The 21,437-nt window shown below is 38.5% G+C and carries 16 protein-coding genes and 1 tRNA gene; 10 read left to right on the top strand and 7 right to left on the bottom strand.

Annotated elements, in window-relative coordinates; translation table 11 throughout:
• Positions 1-6 precede the first annotated feature (6 nt).
• From secD to queA, 4 genes are all read right to left on the bottom strand, one after another.
• On the bottom strand, positions 7-1,854 hold the full coding sequence (secD, locus tag H4J61_RS05380) for a protein translocase subunit SecD (RefSeq protein WP_182184259.1): 1,848 nt from the start codon (positions 1,852-1,854) through the stop codon (positions 7-9).
• A gap of 173 nt (positions 1,855-2,027) precedes the next feature.
• Positions 2,028-2,363, bottom strand: coding sequence for a preprotein translocase subunit YajC (yajC, locus tag H4J61_RS05375; protein ID WP_182184258.1), 336 nt, complete (start codon positions 2,361-2,363; stop codon positions 2,028-2,030).
• A 56-nt stretch (positions 2,364-2,419) separates the two neighbouring features.
• The gene (gene tgt / locus H4J61_RS05370) at positions 2,420-3,562 is read right to left on the bottom strand and encodes a tRNA guanosine(34) transglycosylase Tgt (RefSeq protein ID WP_182184271.1); all 1,143 of its coding nucleotides are present in this window, start codon (positions 3,560-3,562) and stop codon (positions 2,420-2,422) included.
• Between the two features lie 111 nt (positions 3,563-3,673).
• Positions 3,674-4,726 (bottom strand): tRNA preQ1(34) S-adenosylmethionine ribosyltransferase-isomerase QueA, encoded by a 1,053-nt coding sequence (gene queA, locus H4J61_RS05365; protein ID WP_182135643.1) that lies wholly within the window; start codon positions 4,724-4,726, stop codon positions 3,674-3,676.
• 224 nt (positions 4,727-4,950) lie between these two features.
• On the opposite strand from queA, the gene aceK reads away from it, so the two are divergent.
• The 8 genes from aceK to H4J61_RS05325 all read left to right on the top strand — a co-directional run bounded on the left by aceK (position 4,951) and on the right by H4J61_RS05325 (position 14,282).
• Positions 4,951-6,681 (top strand): bifunctional isocitrate dehydrogenase kinase/phosphatase, encoded by a 1,731-nt coding sequence (aceK, locus tag H4J61_RS05360; protein WP_182184257.1) that lies wholly within the window; start codon positions 4,951-4,953, stop codon positions 6,679-6,681.
• Positions 6,682-6,884: 203 nt separating this feature from the next.
• Positions 6,885-6,961: transfer RNA gene (locus H4J61_RS05355), tRNA-Trp, on the top strand.
• A 142-nt stretch (positions 6,962-7,103) separates the two neighbouring features.
• On the top strand, positions 7,104-7,577 hold the full coding sequence (locus tag H4J61_RS05350; RefSeq protein WP_182184256.1) for a hypothetical protein: 474 nt from the start codon (positions 7,104-7,106) through the stop codon (positions 7,575-7,577).
• The gene (gene rimI / locus H4J61_RS05345) at positions 7,574-8,038 is read left to right on the top strand and encodes a ribosomal protein S18-alanine N-acetyltransferase (protein ID WP_182184255.1); all 465 of its coding nucleotides are present in this window, start codon (positions 7,574-7,576) and stop codon (positions 8,036-8,038) included. The genes H4J61_RS05350 and rimI overlap by 4 nt, the downstream gene beginning before the upstream one ends.
• 470 nt (positions 8,039-8,508) lie before the next feature.
• Positions 8,509-9,366 carry a delta-class carbonic anhydrase gene (locus tag H4J61_RS05340; RefSeq protein ID WP_182184254.1) on the top strand — a complete coding sequence of 286 codons (858 nt, stop codon included), beginning with the start codon at positions 8,509-8,511 and terminating at the stop codon, positions 9,364-9,366.
• 562 nt (positions 9,367-9,928) lie between these two features.
• Positions 9,929-11,509 carry a peptide chain release factor 3 gene (prfC, locus tag H4J61_RS05335; protein ID WP_182135630.1) on the top strand — a complete coding sequence of 527 codons (1,581 nt, stop codon included), beginning with the start codon at positions 9,929-9,931 and terminating at the stop codon, positions 11,507-11,509.
• A gap of 129 nt (positions 11,510-11,638) precedes the next feature.
• On the top strand, positions 11,639-13,378 hold the full coding sequence (argS, locus tag H4J61_RS05330; RefSeq protein WP_182184253.1) for an arginine--tRNA ligase: 1,740 nt from the start codon (positions 11,639-11,641) through the stop codon (positions 13,376-13,378).
• Between the two features lie 94 nt (positions 13,379-13,472).
• On the top strand, positions 13,473-14,282 hold the full coding sequence (locus H4J61_RS05325) for a TatD family hydrolase (protein ID WP_259363119.1): 810 nt from the start codon (positions 13,473-13,475) through the stop codon (positions 14,280-14,282).
• Between the two features lie 34 nt (positions 14,283-14,316).
• Here the strand turns inward: H4J61_RS05325 and H4J61_RS05320 are convergent, their stop codons facing one another.
• Positions 14,317-14,919 carry an AhpA/YtjB family protein gene (locus H4J61_RS05320; protein WP_259363123.1) on the bottom strand — a complete coding sequence of 201 codons (603 nt, stop codon included), beginning with the start codon at positions 14,917-14,919 and terminating at the stop codon, positions 14,317-14,319.
• A 107-nt stretch (positions 14,920-15,026) separates the two neighbouring features.
• Here H4J61_RS05320 and serB point away from each other — a divergent pair, with 107 nt between their 5' ends.
• A complete protein-coding gene (gene serB / locus H4J61_RS18065; RefSeq protein ID WP_310650033.1) occupies positions 15,027-16,061 on the top strand; it encodes a phosphoserine phosphatase SerB in 1,035 nt (344 codons plus the stop codon).
• A 165-nt stretch (positions 16,062-16,226) separates the two neighbouring features.
• On the opposite strand, the gene H4J61_RS05310 is transcribed toward serB, so the two are convergent.
• Positions 16,227-18,680 (bottom strand): PilZ domain-containing protein, encoded by a 2,454-nt coding sequence (locus tag H4J61_RS05310; protein WP_182184251.1) that lies wholly within the window; start codon positions 18,678-18,680, stop codon positions 16,227-16,229.
• Between the two features lie 361 nt (positions 18,681-19,041).
• Here H4J61_RS05310 and radA point away from each other — a divergent pair, with 361 nt between their 5' ends.
• On the top strand, positions 19,042-20,430 hold the full coding sequence (gene radA, locus H4J61_RS05305; RefSeq protein WP_182184250.1) for a DNA repair protein RadA: 1,389 nt from the start codon (positions 19,042-19,044) through the stop codon (positions 20,428-20,430).
• 305 nt (positions 20,431-20,735) lie between these two features.
• On the opposite strand, the gene H4J61_RS05300 is transcribed toward radA, so the two are convergent.
• Positions 20,736-21,155: a BLUF domain-containing protein gene (locus H4J61_RS05300; protein WP_182135626.1), complete on the bottom strand. Its 420-nt coding sequence runs from the start codon at positions 21,153-21,155 to the stop codon at positions 20,736-20,738.
• Positions 21,156-21,437 lie beyond the last annotated feature (282 nt).

The raw sequence follows: 21,437 nt of genomic DNA, 5'->3' as shown, positions 1-21,437 counted from the left end.
GAAGCCCTATATAGAAAGTTTATCGAGACGTTTACCACCCCAAACAGCGTTAACGATAGTACGAGTACCAATAACTGCGGTAAACATCGAAGTGATAATACCGATTGATAACGTGATCGCAAAACCTTTAACGGGTCCTGTGCCGATAGCAAATAAAATCAAGGCAGCAATTAACGTGGTAATATTGGCATCAATGATAGTTGAAAAGGCCGCGTCATAACCCTGATGGATTGACTGCTGAATTGATTTACCTTCACGAATTTCTTCACGAATACGCTCAAAAATAAGTACGTTAGCATCAACCGCCATACCGACAGTTAACACTATGCCAGCCATACCTGGTAACGATAGTGTTGCACCTGGGATCAACGACATAATGCCAATAATTAAGATTAAGTTCGCCCCTAACGCTATGTTTGCCACCACACCAAAGGCACGGTAATAAATAAGCATAAAGATGAAGACTAAACCAAAGCCCATCATAATGGCTTGGAAACCCAGTCTTACGTTTTCAGCACCTAATGTAGGACCAACAGTACGTTCTTCTACAATTTGAATCGGCGCAACCAAAGCACCAGCTCGAAGCAGTAAGGCTAAGTTATGTGCTTCAGATTGGCTACCCGCACCCGTAATTCTAAAAGTTTTACCTAAGCGTGCTTGGATAGTAGCAACACTGATCACTTCTTCAACTTTCTCGAAGATAGTATTACCTTCAGCATCAACACGGTCGGTTGGTTTGAATTCAATAAATACCGTCGCCATCGGCTTACCAATATTACTTTTAGTGCTGCTTGACATTTTATTACCGCCAGCAGAATCTAAGGTAATATTAACTTGTGGGCGGCTATATTCGTCAAAACTTGAACCCGCATCAACAATATGATCACCTGTAAGCATCACACGTTTTTTCAACAATACCGGTTGGCCGTTACGTTCTTTTAGTAACTCTGAGCTACCTGGAACACGACCATTAAGCGCTGCACCTAAATCACCTTCAGTATCAACTAAACGAAATTCAATCGTCGCAGTTGCACTTAAAATTTCTTTTGCTTTCGCTGTATCTTGCACGCCCGGTAATTCAATAACAATGTGCTTTTGACCTTGACGTTGTACTAGCGGCTCAGCAACACCTAGCTCATTAACACGATTACGAATAATGGTAATGTTTTGTTGCAATGCATATTCACGGGTTTCTTTTAATTTTTGATCAGTCATTCTGGCGGATAAGGTTAAGCTATCCTCATCACTAACAAATTCTACATCACGGTTTTGTTTTTCTAGATATGACTCTGCACTTGCTAAGTCTTCAGCATTACGAAATTGAATACTAATGGCATCATTAACTTCTTTAACTGAGCGATAACGAATTTTTTCGCCACGTAAACCCGTGCGAAAATCATCAATTAAACTTTTTTGTACTTTAACAATCGCTTCCTGCATGTTTACTTCCATTAGGAAGCTAACACCACCACTTAAATCTAAACCTAACTTCATTGGCGTACCGCCAATGCTTGCTAACCAAGAAGGTGTTGCAGGTGTTAAGTTTAAGGCAACTGAATACTCATCACCAATATTGTCATCAAGTAGATCACGCGCACGCAATTGTTGTTCTGTGTCATTGAAACGCGCCAATATTTGACCGTTTTCCATCACAAGACTTAAGTAGGAGATTTTCTTTTCATCTAAGTGTGACTTAACTACGTCTAACGTTGCTGCGTTTGTTTCAATACCGCGCAAGCCAGAAATTTGTACTGCGGGATCTTCACCATAAAGGTTAGGAGTCGCATACAAAGCACCAACAGCTACTATAAATAGCACCATCAATGTCTTCCATAATGGATATTTGTTTAACACAATATCACCCTATTTTCTTTTGAATCGCGCGCTAATACTAAGCTAAGTTATCGCACGAAAGTTTGTTATAATTTTTGTTATCACTATTGCACAAGCTATTTAAGGCGTGCAATTGATCACTATCAATGCACACCTTCAAAACCGCTATAGCGAAAAAAGCCAACAAAATCTCATTATAGAGACTTCATTGTACCTTTAGGTAATACAGCATTAATTGCACTTTTTTGTACTGTAACTTCAGTACCTTCGGCGATGCCTACGACGATAAAATCTTTTTCATCTGAAACTTTAACAATTTTACCAACAATGCCGCCTTGTGTTAGTACTTCGTCACCTTTTGATAATTCAGACATCAAACTTTTATGCTCTTTCACACGTTTAGCTTGTGGACGATAGATCATAAAATAAAATACTAAACCAAATACAGCTAGCATAATTAACATTGACATACCATCAGCCCCTTGAGCGGGACCTGCAGCGGCGTGGGCTTGACTAATAAATAAACTCATAAATACCTCTTTTTATTTTTCTGATTAATTTTATAAAATGGCGAAATTACAGCTGTTTATGCTGTTTCATTGTCCGCTAATGAACTAGCTAATGGCGGAACAGGTAAATCACGTAGCGCATAAAACTCAGCAACAAACGTATCTAGTTTGCCTTGCTCTATCGCGTCACGCAATCCTTGCATTACACGTTGGTAAAAACGTAAATTATGCATGGTATTTAATTGCGAGCCTAAAATTTCATTACATTTGTCTAAATGATGTAAATAAGCACGCGAATAATTTTTACAAGTATAACAATCACATTCAGGATCTAATGGGCCAGTATCCGTTTTGTGACGAGCATTTCTAATTTTGATAACCCCGTTAGTAACAAATAAATGTCCGTTACGGGCATTACGTGTTGGCATCACACAATCGAACATGTCAATACCGCGGCGCACACCTTCAACTAAGTCTTCAGGTTTACCAACTCCCATAAGATATCGGGGTTTATTTTCTGGTATCAAGGGCGCGGTATGATCTAATATTCGAATCATATCTTCTTTGGGTTCACCAACTGATAAGCCACCAATAGCATAGCCATCAAAACCGATACTGGTTAAGCCATTAACAGAGACTTCACGTAGATCTTCATACATGCCGCCTTGTACAATACCAAATAAAGCATTGAGGTTACCCTCATGGGCATCTTTTGAACGCTGCGCCCAACGCAATGAAAGCTCCATTGACACTTTTGATTCTTCATGACTCGCGGGATAAGGGGTACATTCATCAAATATCATCACGATGTCAGCGCCTAAACTGCGCTGAACTTCCATTGAGCGTTCAGGTGTTAGCATAATTTTTTCACCGTTCACGGGCGAGCTAAATTTAACCCCTTCTTCGGTGATTTTACGCATTTTACCTAAGCTAAATACTTGGAATCCACCTGAATCGGTTAGAATGGGCTTATCCCAATTCATGAAGCCATGTAAGCCACCGTGTTGTTCGATAATTTCAGTACCTGGGCGTAACATCAAGTGAAAGGTATTGCCTAAAATAATTTCGGCACCTGTTTCTTCTACTTCTTCAGCTTTCATGCCTTTTACTGTGCCGTAAGTACCTACTGGCATAAACGCTGGGGTTTCTATTGTGCCACGGTCAAAGGTTAAGCGACCACGTCGAGCTTTACCGTCTGTGGTGAGTAACTCGTACTGCATAGCGTTTTTTTCTGTTTTATCTGTCATATTTCATCCTTCGCCCACTAGCGAAACAGGCTAGCTGCTTTTACGTTTAAGTGGCTAAACCTAGCCAACTTGTATTTTTTACGATTAAGTATTGTGATCTTTTTTCGTTAACAGCATGGCATCACCATAACTGAAAAAGCGATACTGCTGTGCAACCGCATGTTGATAAGCCGCGATAATATTGTCGTAACCGGCAAAGGCACTGACTAACATCAGCAAGGTTGATTCTGATAAGTGAAAATTAGTAATTAAACTATCAACAATTTGAAATTCATAACCTGGGGTAATAAAAATATCGGTATCACCATAAAATTCACTAAAGGCTTTACCTTGTTCTTTAGCCACTTTAGCGGCACTTTCTAGCGAACGAACTGACGTGGTGCCCACCGCAATAACTTTACCGCCATTGGCCTTAGTTTGCTCAATTTGAGTGACAACACTCGCGGGCACTTCAACATATTCAGCATGCATAATATGGTCAGCGATTTCCTCAACCTTTACGGGTTGAAAGGTGCCTGCACCTACATGTAAAGTCACAAAAGCAAAATCTACACCTTTGGCTTTCAGTGCGGCCATGAGTGCATCGTCAAAATGCAAACCGGCTGTTGGCGCGGCTACCGCACCGGGTTTTTCATTATAAACTGTTTGATAGCGTTCACGATCGCTGTCTTCATCAGGTCGATCAATATAAGGCGGCAACGGCATATGGCCAACGTCATCTAATATGGATAACACTGATTGTTCACCATGAAATTTAAGCTCAAACAAGGCGTCATGTCTTGCTACCATAGTGGCTTTAACTTTACCTTCTAATAGTATTTCACTACCCGGCTTTGGCGATTTACTGCAGCGAATGTGTGCTAACACCCGATGTTCATCGAGTAAACGTTCAACTAAAACCTCTAATTTACCACCACTGGCTTTTTGACCAAACATGCGCGCTGGAATCACCCGCGTATTGTTAAAAACTAACAAGTCTCCCGCTTTGACATGGGCAACAAGGTCAGTAAAATTTTCATCATTAAGCACGCCACTATTACCATTTAAGGTCATTAAACGGCTGGCTGAACGGTTGGCTTTTGGGTATCGAGCGATAAGCTCTTCGGGTAAATCAAATGAAAAATCAGCAACACGCATGGTAAATAAACTAGTTTAAAGGTTAAAAAACGCGTAATTTTAGTGCTGCACGTCACGAATAGCAAGTATTAACTTGTAAAACTCAGCATAGGTTATAACAGCAATATCACCTAAAGTACCTAACTGCTATCACGAGCATAAATAGCGACTATAATTTAAAATTAATCACCTAAAACCTTCATTTTGACGTATGCTGAAATAAAATAACTTAGTCAGGTAAGCACATGAAAAATCTTGCTTTCGCTATCGCAAAAACTATTATCAACGGTTTTGAGCGACATATTTATCTTTACAGTGAAATAACAAAAACGGCAAAAGAACGTTTTGAGCAACAACGTTGGCATGACATACAATTAGCCGCTAAAGCCCGTACTGACTTTTATGATCAACGTATAGAAGAAACACTCACCACTATTAAACAAGATTTTCTGGTCACTGAGTTAAGTGATGAACTTTGGCAATATGTTAAAAGTTGCTATATAGAGATACTTAGTAAACATCCTCAACCAGAGTTAGCTGAGAGTTTTTATAATTCAATATTTTGCCATCTGTTTGAGCGTGAATATTATCATAATGCCTATATTTTCGTGCAATCAACCGCCACACGCTTAGATACGTTACCGACACCAAAAATATTTACCAGTTACTTTCCTGCCGAACAAGGATTGTTTCAAACCATCAACCACATTATGAATAAACAAAATTTTTCAGTGCCATTTACGCACTTGAAAAAAGATATCAATATTCTGATAGCAAAATTTCGTCAACACGCAGATAAAACGCTCTATCAGTTATCAGATTTACAATTCGATATTTTAGATTCTGTTTTCTACCGTAATAAAGGCGCTTATATTATTGGCCGGGTCATTTCCCCAGGTGGTGAAACACCCTTTATTATTTCGCTATTAAACACTGAAAAAGAAGGTTTGTTTATTGACGCTTTGATCACCGAAGGTGAAGATATGGCGGTGGTTTTTGGTTTTGCTCGTGCTTATTTCTTTGTTGATTGTCAGCACCCACACGCGTTAATTGTTTTTCTTAATCGTTTAACCCCCCATAAAACTAGCGCAGATTTATATTCTGCCATCGGTTTTCACAAACAGGGAAAAACCCAGTTTTATCGTGACTTTTTAAACCACCTGAATAACAGTGATGACAAACTTGTACTCGCGCCGGGTATCAAAGGTATGGTGATGTCGGTATTTATGCTGCCATCATATCCCTATGTTTTTAAAATTATTAAAGACAAGTTTTCCCCCAGTAAAAATATGACTCGGGAAGATGTTAAAGGCAAATATCGTTTAGTTAAATTGCATGATCGAGTGGGACGAATGGCTGATACGATGGAATATTCAGAAGTGGCCTTTCCAAAACAGCGCTTCTCAGCCGAGCTACTTGAAGAACTCAATACCGTTGCCCCTTCGTTGTTAAGATATGAAGATGATTTAGTGATCATTAAACATATGTATATCGAACGTAAAATGACGCCACTGAATTTGTACTTGGCAACAGCCAATGATGCCCAAGTAGACAATGCTATGTATGGTTACGGCGAAGCGATTAAACAGCTAATTGCCGCCAATATATTTCCAGGCGATATGTTGTTGAAAAATTTTGGTGTCACGCGCCATGGTCGAGTAATTTTTTATGACTACGATGAAATTACCTATATGAATGAGGTTAATTTTCGCGTTAAACCAGAAGCCGTCACAGAAGAGCAAATTTACGCGGCAGAGCCATGGTACTCAGTTGACCCTGGTGATGTATTTCCAGAAGAAATAGCCACTTTTGCATTAGCCAATAAGCGTTATCGACAAGCATTTTTAGGTCATCATGCTAATTTACTGCAAGCTCAATATTGGCAAGACTGCCAAGCGAGTGTGGCTAAAGGCGTTTTTGCCGATGTTTACCCGTATCCTGAAGAATCACGTTTTTGTCATTGGCAAAGTAAATAAAACCACACGAAATAGCCAAACAACTTTAGTTGTCTGGCTATTTCGCCATTATACTTCAACCTGAACCTTGAAGTATAATGGCTATAAAACCAACAATAATTAATAAAAACCCGCACATCTGCTGTTTATTTAGCCGAACAGTCATTTTTTTTAAATTTACGCTTTACCTTTAGCTCGGCATCAGTATAATTCGAATCTGTTGCAGGGGTGTAGTTCCAATTGGTAGAACAGCGGTCTCCAAAACCGACGGTTGGGAGTTCGAATCTCTCCACCCCTGCCAATATCCTTTCTTATGTTAGATCATGTTAGTTCTTACTAATTTGATTAATTAACTAACAAATCGTATTTATAACAAATTCTAGTTCTTCCTATTTCAAAACTCTGTCATGATAACTGTGATTTCTAACTGTAGCTAAAATGATATGAGCATTAACAAAAGACAATTTGAATTATTACAAGCCATGGGCATCACCGTTTGGCAAAGGCGAGAATTATCCAGCCATAACTTATTGTCAGCTAATGCTACTGAGACTGCTCAAAATAACGCTACAAATAGCGACTCAAGCACCGCAGTTACCTCCCCCGCATTATCACAATCAAGTCCGGATACAACTAAGCAAACAGCACAAAGTGACTATATTGCTGTCGATCTACAGTCATTGCTTAAACAACCGCTATTTAAAGATATTATTCGTTGTTTAGGTGCGAATAGCGCCGATTTATCCATTAGCCATAATAAAATCGATTTAGGTATTATTAATTGGCAATTCACGCCAAATGAAAATATTGAATTTAAGCATAACTGCTTAAGTACACCCGATTTAACCACGCTTGCCAACTCGCCAGAATTAAAAAAATTATTGTGGCAATCAATAGGATCTTTAAGCTCAACATGAAACAAATAATAAACACTACTTTTACGCCTGTGCATCAGGATATAGTTGAACAGCTTATGGTGATTGAACTTGCCTGCCACCCACACCCGTGGAGTGAAAAAACCTTTAGAAGTTGTATCAGTGGGCGATATTTTGGTGATTATTTAACCATAGATAATAGTATTGTCGGTTTTTATGTTGGCGAGTTCATCTTAGGTGAAGCAACATTAATGGATATTTGTGTTAGCCCAGAGCAACAAGGTAAAGGTTACGGTAAAGCTCTGTTGTTACAGTTTTTCGCACACTGTAAAACACTCGCTAGCGACAGTATTTTCCTCGAAGTACGGGCAAAAAATATTAGCGCACAAATGCTTTATATTAATCAGGGCTTTACTGAAATATCACGCAGAACCGGCTATTACCCAAGCAATACCGGCTTTGGTTATGAAGACGCTATAGTGATGTCAAAAAAACTAAAATAAACTAAGCTAAAATTAGGTGAAGTTAGGTGAAGTTAGGTGAAGTTAAATTAAAGTCTGTGTGATTTTGCCATAATAACGCACAGTAAAACCCTGACCATTTCTCTCCTCAACACTTGGGATAATACTGACTTTATTATCGAGCCATTGTGTTTGGAAGATAGTGTCTGGAAAATAGTGTCAGGCAAATTCTGTCTGGCCAAAATTGTCTGGTTAAGCTGAGCAATTACCGCTTAACCTATCTCTAGCCGCCTCAGTAGAATTACACAGCCCTTAACAACTTATAACGATCACTAAATTTATAGCCAATATCAGCCATTAACTAAACCATTACTGCTTGCTATATTATCTTGAGTCATTACAATTATATTTTACCTATTATTTCTCATATTTTTAATAGTCGATTATTCAACACCTTGTCTAAAACATAATAATGTCTCGATTACTAGATTAATGCTAATTTTGGAGCTCTAATGAATAAAATAAATTACTTGCTAGCCATTATGCCACTGGCTTTATCACTCACTGTGCAGGCAAATTCAACGCACTTAAACACGGTTAGCGACGAGCTTGTTAGCCAGCAAAGAGCCGCACTTGCTCACAACACAAAAAATAAAGGTTTTGGCCCACAATCTCCTAGAGATATAGATGCTGTTGTGGGCACAAACACTATTGATTTTGGCACAGCACCCGCCTACGAAACCATGAACTTATGTAACATTCATTTTCACAAAAATGCTGAGCATACCGGTGGACAATTTACCCAATATGCCGGTAATGGTGATGGTCAAGGATATCAAAGCGGCTATCTATATTCAGGAAAGTTAACTGCACAGCAACTACAACCAGTATCTAAAAATGTTTGTCCTAGTAAACACGGCGGCTTACAATCTGGCGATACCATTGAAGTACATTACGTTCATTCATCTGCGCAGATAAAACCTGGAGCGACCTTAGGTGCTTGTTTAAGTGAGTCGATTAAAAACCCCCAACTACGAGTGGAAACTCAAGTCTATGTCCTGGTTAACGATAATAACGCCTTGAACTTTACTCAGTTAACCTTAGTTGGCGAACAAAACGAACAGTATCAAGCATTAAACCTGCCCAACAATACCGGTAAACCCGTGATATATAGTGGCTCAACCACTGGCCCTAGTTATAATGAAGTAGGCTCACCTTTTCAAGTCACTTGGAGTGTTCGACCTGAAGTGGCTAAAGTCAATATTGATACAATAGCTCAGTGGTGTGAAAGCAATGAGTTTAACGAAGATCATGCCCATGGGGTCAGAAACTTAATCACTAATCATGAACTACTTTCACCGATCAAGTAGTCAGATGTTAATAATATCAATAACTCAGTAACACAAAAATAAAAGGCAAAAAGCAAGCCATAGGGTTCGCTTTTTTACCTTAGGCGGTTCTAATTGACCGACAATACAACGCCTTCCTTTTCTTTGCTTTCCTTTACTTTACTTTACTTAAAACAAATCAAATATCTACTGCACTGAACAGACAAAAACTTTAAATAATATAAGCTTATTTAGAAAAATCACATCATCAGTTATAAAACATTCAAAGGCTGATCATACTTATATTTTCTTAACTACTTTCTTAACTATTTTTTAGTTGTTTATTAGTTATTCATTAGATATTCATTAGATAAAAAAGCTAACCCAACATTGATTAAGAGCAGATCAATAATTTAAATTTGCCTTAGCACAATTAAAGAAATGCCCTGGCTAGCAATAACTATTGCCTATCAGGGTAAAAAATAGCAAATAAAGTGACAATACAAGATATTGTTACTGCCCTTCGCACTTGTTTTCGCTATAATGTTGCGCTTTAAAATTTAAGTTAAATTTTTTTCATCCACTTTAAAAACAGGTAATTTGCATGTCTGTACAACAGCAAGAAGTCGACCTTAGACGCACCTTCGCTATTATTAGTCACCCTGATGCAGGTAAAACGACTATCACTGAAAAGGTCTTACTTTTTGGTCAAGCTATACAAAAAGCAGGTACCGTGAAAGGTAAAAAGTCGGGACAACATGCAAAATCTGACTGGATGGAAATGGAAAAAGAACGTGGTATTTCAATTACCACTTCTGTAATGCAATTTCCGTATAACAATTGTTTAGTCAATTTGCTCGATACCCCCGGCCATGAAGACTTCTCAGAAGATACTTATCGAACACTGACCGCAGTCGACTCTTGCTTAATGGTGATTGACGTAGCTAAAGGTGTTGAAGCGCGTACCATTAAACTGATGGAAGTTACCCGTTTACGCGACACCCCTATCATTACCTTCATGAATAAAATGGACCGCGATGTGCGAGATCCAATGGAAGTCATGGATGAAGTTGAAGACATACTGAAAATAAAATGTGCCCCTATTACTTGGCCCATTGGCATGGGTAAAGAGTTTAAAGGTGTCTATAATATTTTGACTGATGAGATATTTTTATATCAGACAGGTCAAGGTCATACTATTCAAGAAAAACGCGTCATTAAAGGCTTAGATAACCCAGAGCTAGATGCCGTTATTGGTAATTACGCTGAAGACTTACGTGAAGAATTAGCACTGGTTGTTGGCGCTTCTCATGAATTTAATCATGAAGAATTTTTAAAAGGCGAATTAACACCGGTATATTTTGGTACCGCATTGGGCAACTTTGGTGTTGACCATATGCTAAACGGCCTAACTCGCTGGGCTCCCAAGCCATTATCGCGCGAAACTGACACCCGAATTGTTAGAGCTGAAGAAGAGAAGTTTTCTGGTTTTGTCTTTAAAATTCAAGCCAACATGGACCCTAAACATCGTGATCGCATTGCCTTTATGCGCATTTGTTCAGGCAAGTACGAAAAAGGCATGAAGATGAAACAAGTCCGCATCGGCAAAGACGTTAGAATTGCGGATGCTGTAACTTTTATGGCCGGTGATCGCGCTAATGTTGAGCAAGCTTATGCCGGCGATATTATTGGCTTACATAACCACGGTAGTATTCAAATTGGCGATACCTTTACCGCAGGTGAAGATATGAAATTTAGTGGTATTCCAAATTTTGCGCCAGAAATGTTCCGTCGTATTCGTTTACGCGATCCACTCAAAGCCAAACAATTACAAAAAGGCCTGATCCAATTATCAGAAGAAGGTGCAGTACAAGTATTTAGACCTTTCAACTCTAACGATATGATCGTTGGTGCGGTAGGTGTATTGCAGTTTGAAGTTGTCGTACAACGCTTAAAAACTGAATACAAAGTTGACGCTATTTATGAACCGATCAGCGTAGCAACTGCACGTTGGTGTAGTTGTGATAATGAGCGTACTTTAGAGCAATTTCAAAAGAAAGCTTATGATAACCTAGCACTTGATGGTGGCAATAATTTAACCTATATCGCCCCTACTATGGTTAACTTAAACCTAGCGCAAGAGCGCCACCCAGATATTGAGTTTCACAAAACACGCGAGCATTAATAAGTGTCTTGTAAGTGAAAACCATTGATAGCCGATAATTTATCCATAAGCGTAATGAAAAGCATCACGCTTATTCACTCAAGTTATCGCCGCTCACTTGAGCCTTTAATCGAAGAAGAGTTAATTTAAATGAATATTAGCAACATCCTGAATGAAAAAGTTAGCGCAGCCATGACAGCGGCAGGTTTACCAGAAGGCACAAACCCTGCGATAAGTTTATCTAACCGAGCAAATTTTGGTGACTACCAAGCTAATGGTGTCATGGGTGCGGCTAAAAAATTAAAAACCAATCCACGTGAACTGGCAACTAAAGTAGTTGCCGCCCTGGACTTAACCGGTATCGCTGAAAAAGTTGAATTAGCCGGCCCTGGCTTTATTAATATTCATTTAGACAAAAGCTGGTTAGCAAAGCAATTAAATGCAATATCAAATGACAAAAATTTAGGCGTAATACAAGCAATAAAGCCTCAAAATGTTGTCGTTGATTACTCTGCTCCTAACCTGGCAAAAGAAATGCACGTAGGGCATTTACGCTCAACCATTATTGGTGATGCCGTTGTGCGCGCGCTTGAGTTTCGTGGTGAACATGTTATCCGCCAAAATCACATGGGTGATTGGGGTACACAGTTTGGTATGTTATTAGCCCATTTAAGCGATAAGTTGGCGGCTGATGAAGTAGCTGAAACGGCCCTATCAGATCTAGAAAACTTTTATCGTGAAGCGAAAGTGCGTTTTGATAACGAAGACGGCTTTGCTGATCGTGCTCGTGATTACGTCGTAAAACTGCAAAGTGGCGATGGCCATTGTGCAAAACTTTGGCAACAATTTATTGATATTTCAATTAGCCATAGCGAAGAGATTTATCAAAAACTCAACGTGACCTTAACCCGTAAAGATATTATGGGTGAAAGTGCTTATAACAATGATTTATCAAACGTTATTGATGAACTCATGGCACAAAAAATAGCGGTAGAAGATCAAGGCGCTAAAGTTGTGTTTATTAATGAAATGGCCAACAAAGATGGTGACCCCTCAGTATTTATCGTGCAAAAGTCTGGCGGCGGTTACTTATATGCCACCACCGACCTTTCAGCTTGTCGCTACCGCAGTGGTAAGTTAAAAGCTGATCGTATTATTATTTTTACTGACGCTCGTCAAGCTTTACACTTTAAGCAAGTTGAAATTGTGGCGCGTAAAGCCGGTTTCTTACCTGAGCATGTCAGTTATGATCATTGCCCATTTGGTATGATGATGGGAGACGACGGTAAGCCTTTTAAGACACGAACGGGTGGCACAATAAAACTAGCTGAATTGCTTGATGAAGCCGTTATTAGAGCTAAAGCTGTTATCGCTGAAAAGAACCCTGATTACAGCGAAGAGCATTTAACTGAAATTGCCAAAAAAGTGGGTATTGGCGCGGTCAAGTTTGCTGATTTATCAAAAAACCGTACCAGTGATTATATTTTCAACTGGAAAACCATGCTGAGTTTTGAAGGTGCTACCGCGCCCTACTTACAGTATGCTTATTCACGTATTCAAAGTATTTTTACTAAAGCCGACTTTTCAGCCAATAATAACTTACCCGCCATTGCTATTGTTGAACCACAAGAAAAAGCGTTAGCACTAAAGTTATTGCAGCTAGAAAATGTTATCGACTCAGTTATTAGTGAATGTACACCCAACTTGCTGTGTAATTATTTATATGAACTTGCCAGTCTTTATATGAGTTTTTACGAAGCCTGCCCAATATTAAAAGATGATATAGCCAGTGATGTACAGCAATCGCGACTGGCACTAAGCTACATAATTGCCAATACGCTTAAACAAGGTTTAGACATTTTAGGCATTGACGTAATGGAACGCATGTAAATAAAATAGCCATTCTAGGTAGTGTTGATTCGCTCATTAAAAAAGTGAATTAACACTTCGAAAATGGTTAGTTAACGTAAAGTGGGGGGAGCAAATGACAGACATGCTAAGCTTTACCGACAGCCATTGTCATCTTGATTTTGACGCTTTTTCTGCAAATTTACCCGACTTACTTAAGCAATGCCAGCAAGCGAATATTCACCATATCGTTATACCTAGCATTGGCCCTAAAAACTGGCATAAGACACTAACACTAGCAAAAAATCACAGTAGTGAAACACTAACATTGCATCCGTGTTTAGGTATTCACCCTTGGTTTCTCAATGACTTACATGCTGATAGTCTGACTGTTTTAGAACACTTAGTTAAAAGCCACCGCAATGAGATTGTGGCTATCGGTGAAGCGGGTATTGATGGCGTTATTGCTCAAGCAGAAAATAATTTAGCGCAACAAATTCAAATTTTTGAACAACAACTGACCTTAGCAAAATCTTACCAATTACCCATTATTGTTCATCATCGAAAATCGCATCAGCATATTGTCGCTATGCTACGACAAAAAAACCTCACTAAAGGTGGAATTATTCACGCTTTTTCAGGTAGTTACCAGCAAGCATGTCAGTATATTGATTTAGGTTTTAAGCTGGGTATCGGCGGCACAATTACCTATCCACGCGCGGAAAAAACCATTAAAGCCATAAAGCGACTACCACTAGCAAGCTTAGTGTTGGAAACAGACGCACCGTCAATGCCATTATATGGTTTTCAAGGCCAAGATAATTCGCCCTTACAGCTGATCAAAGTATTTCAAGCACTGGTAGGCATACGCTCTGAATCAGCGAGTGAACTTGCCCATGCATTGGAGTCGAATATAAACACTGTTTTAGCTTTCGCTAAAAGCTAGGTAAAACATAATATTAAAACATAAATGCTTTACACTAACGGCTAGGTGGCCTGAAACCTTGACGGCTGAAACGATTTAAACCACGGGTTAAGAGAAAGCCAATAACACCGGCAACCATCATCAACAAACGCATAATATCGTATTGATCACGGCTATTTTTAATCAGTTCATCGGCTAATATTGAGCGATAGAGTGAGAGTCGAATATAGCCGTGCAATTTATCTGTGCGCAGTTCCTGCACGAAAGGGATCACATCATCAGTTTGGTTGATTTTTCGCAGACTAAGACCAAAAAGATCATTAATAGATTCTGCTTGCTCTGAACTGGCGATGTTTTGTCCAGTAATACCATAAATATGCACACTCTTTACTAACGGCTGCTGCACTAAATTGTCGGTATATTGCTGTAACTGGCTAGGGTTTTGCGCCAAATAAGGCAATGTGCTTGTTGCTGCTTGTGCTAAATAAAGCTTGCCCATTTTCTTGGCATGAGCTTGGATCTGTAGTTGCTGACTATCACGACTAGTTACCCAAAAATCCATCAAAAATACCAACAATAAAATAGCGAGCGCTAATTGTAATATTTTATTATAAATCGGTGATAATTTAGGGTATAAAGGCTGTTCTATTTGCTTCATCAAACGAATTGCTTCCTATATTTCTATAACTGCATTATAGAACCATATTTCAACTTTTTATACTAGGACAGTTATTTTAAATCGTGTTTTTCATATAAGGCAGTATCGTGACAACCCAAAAAAAATCAGTTTCTTTAGACAATATCCAGCACTTAAATTTAACACAATGGCTACCGGTTGACTCAAGCTCGAACAATATCGCCATTGTTTTTGATAAAGCGAAACAAGCCTTTGTTTTATTTGATAATAATGAATCATCAACCCCAAAAAGTTCAGCAGAAACCCTAGAGCTTATTGTTTTTGGTGATCTTAAAATTATTACCTTAGTCAATTTGCTGAGCGAGTGTGAATTGACCCTGCACTGTCTGCATAAAGTTAATCAACGTAATAACGCCACAAGCTATCGATTTGGCGTACAAGTAAAGGATATTAAACAGGCACGAGATCGCCTCGCCAACTTTAATATTAGTGAACAAATTGAATCGGCGTTATTACTGAATGCGCCAACACTTTCAATACCTGGCTTATTGGTCATGGATATGGACTCAACCACCATAAAAATTGAATGTATCGATGAAATAGCGGCACTGGCCGGTGTTGGTGAAGAAGTAGCAGCAGTGACTGAACTGGCCATGTTAGGAGAGTTAGATTTCAGCCAGAGTTTACATCAACGTGTTGCTAAACTTGAGCATGCGCCTGAAAATATTTTGGCACAAGTCGCCAGTAACATACCGTTAATGGAAGGCTTAGAAACCTTAGTTAGCGAACTAAAAAAACATCACTGGCGCGTCGCTATTGCCTCAGGTGGCTTTACCTATTTTGCCGATCACTTAAAACAAATGTTATCACTTGACGCTGCTGTGGCTAACGTTTTAGAAATAAAAAATAATCTTTTAACCGGAAAAGTGCTAGGTGAAGTTATTGACGCAAAAGGAAAAGCAAATTGCTTAGTACAGCTGAAAAATGAATTTAATATTGCGCCGACACAAACAGTTGCTATGGGCGATGGTGCCAACGATTTAGTCATGATGGCCGCAGCACACTTAGGTGTTGCCTTTCACGCTAAGCCTTTAGTACTAGCGCAAGCTGATGCTTGTATTACCACCTCAGGCCTAGATTGTTTATTGCATTGGCTTAAGTAGATCTTTAGGGGCCGTTAGCCCTTAGCTAACTTGCCCCAACATTTTCAGCGTTAATATGTCATAGCCATTTGATTCATTATCTGCTCATGGTTAATGGTTAATGGTTAAGATGAGAAAGCTGATCACTTAATTAATCAACTTGGTATCAGCTTTAGCAATAAAACGTTAAGCGTTGCGCGTTAAACCATAGCGAAAAAGCGCTTCTTGGCTGATATCAAAAATTTGTGCAATGCCGGAAACACTCCAAATATTTTGTTCAATTTGTTTACCGCGATGAAGTGCATAAGCACTAATATAACTTAATTCATGATGAAGGTAGCTCATGTCAGGTTCGCCAACGCGTGAAAGCTTTATCATCAGACAGAAAAATTGGCCATTTTTCAGCGCCTGATGAATAAAGCCTTGTTTTAATGCTTCACTGTTTAACTCTGTAGACAATTTTATACTGACCGCTTTGTCTACCGTGTCAACACTAGCCTTAAGCGCAATATAAAGTACATGGCAACTGGGCGAGTCCATTTCCTGCATTTTTTTTAGCTTAACACTTAAGCTTGGCATTATATCCGCGTGACCCAAGATAGGATATAAGTTGTAATATAAATTCCCATCACTTAATTGCTGCATTACTGACATTAAGTTGCTATGACAGTCTCCACCAGCAATAACTTCTGATTTATAACGACTACCGCTTGTTTGCATAACAAGCGCAGGAACGGTTGAACTTGCACTGTAGATATTACGCAATGCTCTGGCTAAGTCGGGGCTAAACGTATCATATTCATCAGAGGTTAATTTATCGCTGTTTTTATCAATCAAAGCTTTAAAAAATTTACGGCCAATATGTTGATGCTGCTGAACAAAAACCCGTAAATTAATAATATTTTTAGCACTATTTACCCGCACAACTTCATAGGGTAAGTCAGTTAAAGCAAACGCTGAAGTTATTTTTTGTAGCTTAGGGAAACTTAAGTAAACCATGTCACCCTTGAGCAACATGGTTGTTTTATCGAGTGAAACCTTCAAACCAGAGGGAGAAAAATCAAGAGATACACCGGTTAAAATAACATCATTAATTTCAACATGAACTGGCGTTTTATAAGTAAAACGTAACTCTTGTCGCTTATTTCTATAGTTTATGCCGATGTTATCAACTATCAACTTTTCACTTAAGCGTTTATGACCAAATCTTTTCAATTTAACGCTGTTAATACCCTCATAAGACAAGGATTGATATGCCTGAATGCTTTCATTTTGTGTAACATCATTTACCACAACAATATAAGGTGTTTTAGCCAATAATGCCTGAATCTCATTAGATAGTGGCGCATTTAAATACGCGTTTTTCTCAGTCATACTATTAGATAAAGTAAAATTTGACTGGCCGCGACTTGGCACTACATCCAACAAAGCTAGTTGGGTAATTAAGAAGTTTTCTTTTGACGCTGCAAAAGCCAAAAATTGCGTCATAAATTCAGCATCATCGCCAAGCTGTAGTTCATCGGCAGTATAAAAATATGACTTACCTTGGCTTTGATGAATAAAACTAAACACTAATAGCGACTGTCCAGATAGCGCCAGCTTTTTAAGTCGAGTGATTCGTTCTGGTGTAATTAAACAAAATAATGTCGAATTATGTTGTTCATCCTGCCAATACTGATAAAGACCTTGGTTATTAGGGCAAGTCAGCGCATATTTTGGCGTTAAGCTAGTATTGTTTTTTTCAATAAAAACAGGTAGTTCATTAGATTTAGGTAGCACATATTGTTCAAAACTGCGAGCTTGCAAGGCACTAATAGTATTATCTAAATTTATTTTGTAGCGACGTTTATTCTCTTGAATAAAGCTAAGCATATATTGTGTAAAACTATTGGGGCCAGACTTGTCTTGATGAGCTCTTTTAACACCCACTAGCTGCATGTTATCCAATACGGTCAAATTTTTAACTTCATAAGTAAAGTCGCTCTCAGCCATCAGTTGAAACTGGTCTTCCAAGCCACTGAAACGTATTGTGATTTTTTGACCAATAGCAATAGGCCTTAGGTCATTCACTTTGAACTTACAGCCACTGACACTTAAATCTAAAGTGCTACATTTAAATGTTCGATCATTACCGATAGTAACTTGAATCGAGATGACAAAATTCATCCGCTCTTCAATGCGATTATGATAAGGACCAAAACTATAAAATTTTGCTGGATATTGTGATTTTTCAAATACTTTAGTGCTGGCTTCTGGCGAGCCTTTACTGACTTGAGCTTTCTCTTTTTGATAAATAACCCGAAAGTTATTTTCGGTATTCATCGTTGCTTCGTAGACAGCCAAACTATAGCTGCCATAACGCGTAAACGCTTCTGTAAAAACCAAGCTGGCCACATTGTCTAAAAAATGTATCCTTTGTTCATGTTGAAAAATCTTACATTCACCATCGACAAGACCTCGTAAATCAATCAAACGAGTACAAGGTGCAGCAAGACGTTTTAATTCCATTTTTAACAGAAAACGTTCAGTCTGCGGAAGGTTCTTAGAGACAGCATAAAATTTAGTTTCAAAGTCACTGTTTAAGACTTGGCCACTAAATTCATCAATAATTTTTTTATATTTTGAAAAATCTTTATTCATTTACGCTTCAATATCTTTACAATAAAGCCAACTACGCATCGTATATTAACTTAGTATCCGTACCATGTTATAAAATCAACACCACAACACTATATTCAACGTTGAATAGTAAACAATTTATCTTTAACTGTTTCAAAGCAATAACTATACCTGTTAACTTGCTCTAAAAGCAGTAGAACTAAAAAACTTTGTTTACCATAAACTAAATACTGACATTAGTTCAACTAAAACCCTGAATATAAAGCATAATAATTTTCCTGACAAACAGCATTTAAGCATTTCACCTTGATGTTTTGTCATAATTTTGACTGATTGCATAGCAAGAGGTTAAAAAATTTAAATTTAGACAATAGGCAGCCCAATGGCAAAGTTAGCAAAATTAGAATTCGTTTGTACCGATTGCGGCATGAACTACCCTCGTTGGCAGGGACAATGCCGATGCGGGGCATGGAATACCTTAGCTGAGATGAAAATCCCCGCCAGCCAAAGTAAAAACCCAACAAAAAGTCGTATCTCAACCGGTGGCTATGCCGGTGGTACTGGCGGTGGCTCTAAAAAAATTAATGAAATAGCCTCTACTGAGGCTGAAAAGCAATTAACCGGCATAGGTGAGCTTGACCGAGTATTATGTGGCGGCGTTACCACAGGCTCTGTCAATATCGTATCAGGTGATCCAGGCGCGGGGAAAACTACCTTACTGTCCGATTTAGTTGCCCGTATGTCAAAAATAATGCCGTCACTTTATTGTACTGCCGAAGAGTCGCTTTCGCAGTTCAAAAATAGGGTCCAGCGTTTAAAGCTTGAGTATAATCCAGACGAATTGTACTTGTTGTCAGAAACCAGTGTTGAAGCCATTATTGAAGAACTAGAGCTAAAAAAAATCAAATTTGCCGTTATTGACTCCATTCAAGCTGTAGTTACCGACAATGCCAATGGTAGCCCGGGTTCACCATCACAGGTAAAAGGTGCCGCTCAGTTGTTAACGCAATACTGTAAACAAAATAACGTCACTATGTTTCTGATTGCCCATGTTAATAAAAACAATGAAATTGCCGGACCTCAAACCTTAGTGCATATTGTTGACGCCTTACTGCATATCGACACTAATGATGGCCAAATACGCACCTTAAGAGCGAATAAAAATCGCTTTGGTGACATTGATACCGTGGGCATTTTTAAAATGTGTGAACGCGGTATGCTCAGTGTTGATAATCCCAGTGAAATATTTTTATCCGGTTCGAGCACTGAATCACCTGGCTCAGCCATTACTTGTATTCGCAAAGGCAATCGAAACTTATTATTAGAAATTCAGTGTCTCACCACAGAAACCGAAGCTGAGTTTCCACAACGCGTTTGTGTTGGCCTCAATATGAACCGTATTAAGATGTTAACCGGAATTTTACGCAAACATACCAAAACCAAAATTTATCATGATACATTTTTCAATATTATTGGCGGTCTAAAAATAGACGAGTCAGAAACCTGTATTGATCTTGCGTTAGTGACAGCATTGTTAAGCAGCTTGAATGAATTTGTTATCCCAAGAACCACCTGCATCATGGGTGAGTTGAGCTTAAATGGTGATGTCCGTCCGATTGACAGTGGTGTGCCGCGGGTTAAAGAAGCGGCCCAACATGGCTTTACTGAAATATTTATTCCGTTTCGAAATTATCATAAATCGATGGAAGGCTTAGGCGCTAAAATATCGCCCGTAAAAACTATTCATGAGTTAATTGAACTGATTAAATAGCGCCTATTTGACAGACATCGTTAGCGAGATTATTGCACAGTAAATGGCATAAAATAGCATTAGATCAATTGGCACTAATGCGACAAAATGCGCTACATTGTGATAAAAATCACTTTGTTTAACGATCGCTTTAATACGATAGCGACGGTTCAGGTTGAAAAATTGAGAGGGATTAGAGATTTTGATTTTGATTTTGATTTTGATTAAATATTATATTGCTAACGCCGGCTTCAGTTATGCCACAATTTGAGCTTTTGCTATCAAACTGTAAACGCTGGTGACTATATGAAGTAGCTCATTTTACTTTAAAGCATGTCTCGTAAGGATAAAAATGTTTTCTTACCACGGTTCGGATTCTCTTTAATCATGGTAATAGGAGACATTTTTAGGTTAAATTCCTCATAACCAGCTGAAATCATTTTGATGATATTTTCGTCAAGTAGCTTAAATGCCATTGACCATTCACCAAAAGCTCTATCTTTGATATTCCCTTCATAGATCACTTCAATACTTCTATGTCGATTATCCATAAGAATAGTTTGAAACAGTGCTTTAACTTTATCTTCTTCTCCTTCTAGAATTTGCATGATCTCACGGTCGTGATATAACAGCATTCCGGTTATATCGAGCGCTTGGTTTTTTAATCGCCACTGTTTTAGCATACCCATTAATTCGACCTCTGATAGGCCTGCAGGAGAGATACTGGTATAAAGCAATTCAAACATAATAAGTTAACCCCATTTTAATCATTCTAAGTAGATTGAAACCCTAACAATATTATGCAAACTTCTCAGTAATATCTGCTGAACAATATTTCACAATTTTAAATAATTAGAAAGAGTAAATTTAATGTTTATTAACATCTCACAAAATATTCTTTAGCTATCATGACAATCGTTTTACAGGTTTATTTACCCCATGAGATTGGCCATACAAAATGGAGCCGTGTTATCTCGATAACGCCTGCTAAGAATTTAAACCTCTGATTCACCTAGTTGATGCGAAAT

This window comes from Colwellia sp. MB3u-4, assembly GCF_014077065.1.
Taxonomy (GTDB): Bacteria; Pseudomonadota; Gammaproteobacteria; order Enterobacterales; family Alteromonadaceae; genus Cognaticolwellia.
The sequence above is the reverse complement of the archived record's forward strand: the minus strand, read 5'-3'. Positions and strand labels throughout refer to the sequence as shown.

Bases quoted from the DNA above. Each gene is read 5' to 3' on its own strand.
- H4J61_RS05300 (WP_182135626.1), bottom strand. From the start codon at position 21,155: ATGTTTGAATTGCTTTATACCAGTATCTCTCCTGCAGGCCTATCAGAG.
- H4J61_RS05310 (WP_182184251.1), bottom strand. From the start codon at position 18,680: ATGAATAAAGATTTTTCAAAATATAAAAAAATTATTGATGAATTTAGT.
- H4J61_RS05340 (WP_182184254.1), top strand. From the start codon at position 8,509: ATGAATAAAATAAATTACTTGCTAGCCATTATGCCACTGGCTTTATCA.
- H4J61_RS05320 (WP_259363123.1), bottom strand. From the start codon at position 14,919: ATGAAGCAAATAGAACAGCCTTTATACCCTAAATTATCACCGATTTAT.
- yajC (WP_182184258.1), bottom strand. From the start codon at position 2,363: ATGAGTTTATTTATTAGTCAAGCCCACGCCGCTGCAGGTCCCGCTCAA.
- queA (WP_182135643.1), bottom strand. From the start codon at position 4,726: ATGCGTGTTGCTGATTTTTCATTTGATTTACCCGAAGAGCTTATCGCT.
- prfC (WP_182135630.1), top strand. From the start codon at position 9,929: ATGTCTGTACAACAGCAAGAAGTCGACCTTAGACGCACCTTCGCTATT.
- H4J61_RS05325 (WP_259363119.1), top strand. From the start codon at position 13,473: ATGACAGACATGCTAAGCTTTACCGACAGCCATTGTCATCTTGATTTT.
- aceK (WP_182184257.1), top strand. From the start codon at position 4,951: ATGAAAAATCTTGCTTTCGCTATCGCAAAAACTATTATCAACGGTTTT.
- argS (WP_182184253.1), top strand. From the start codon at position 11,639: ATGAATATTAGCAACATCCTGAATGAAAAAGTTAGCGCAGCCATGACA.
- H4J61_RS05350 (WP_182184256.1), top strand. From the start codon at position 7,104: ATGAGCATTAACAAAAGACAATTTGAATTATTACAAGCCATGGGCATC.
- rimI (WP_182184255.1), top strand. From the start codon at position 7,574: ATGAAACAAATAATAAACACTACTTTTACGCCTGTGCATCAGGATATA.
- radA (WP_182184250.1), top strand. From the start codon at position 19,042: ATGGCAAAGTTAGCAAAATTAGAATTCGTTTGTACCGATTGCGGCATG.
- tgt (WP_182184271.1), bottom strand. From the start codon at position 3,562: ATGCAGTACGAGTTACTCACCACAGACGGTAAAGCTCGACGTGGTCGC.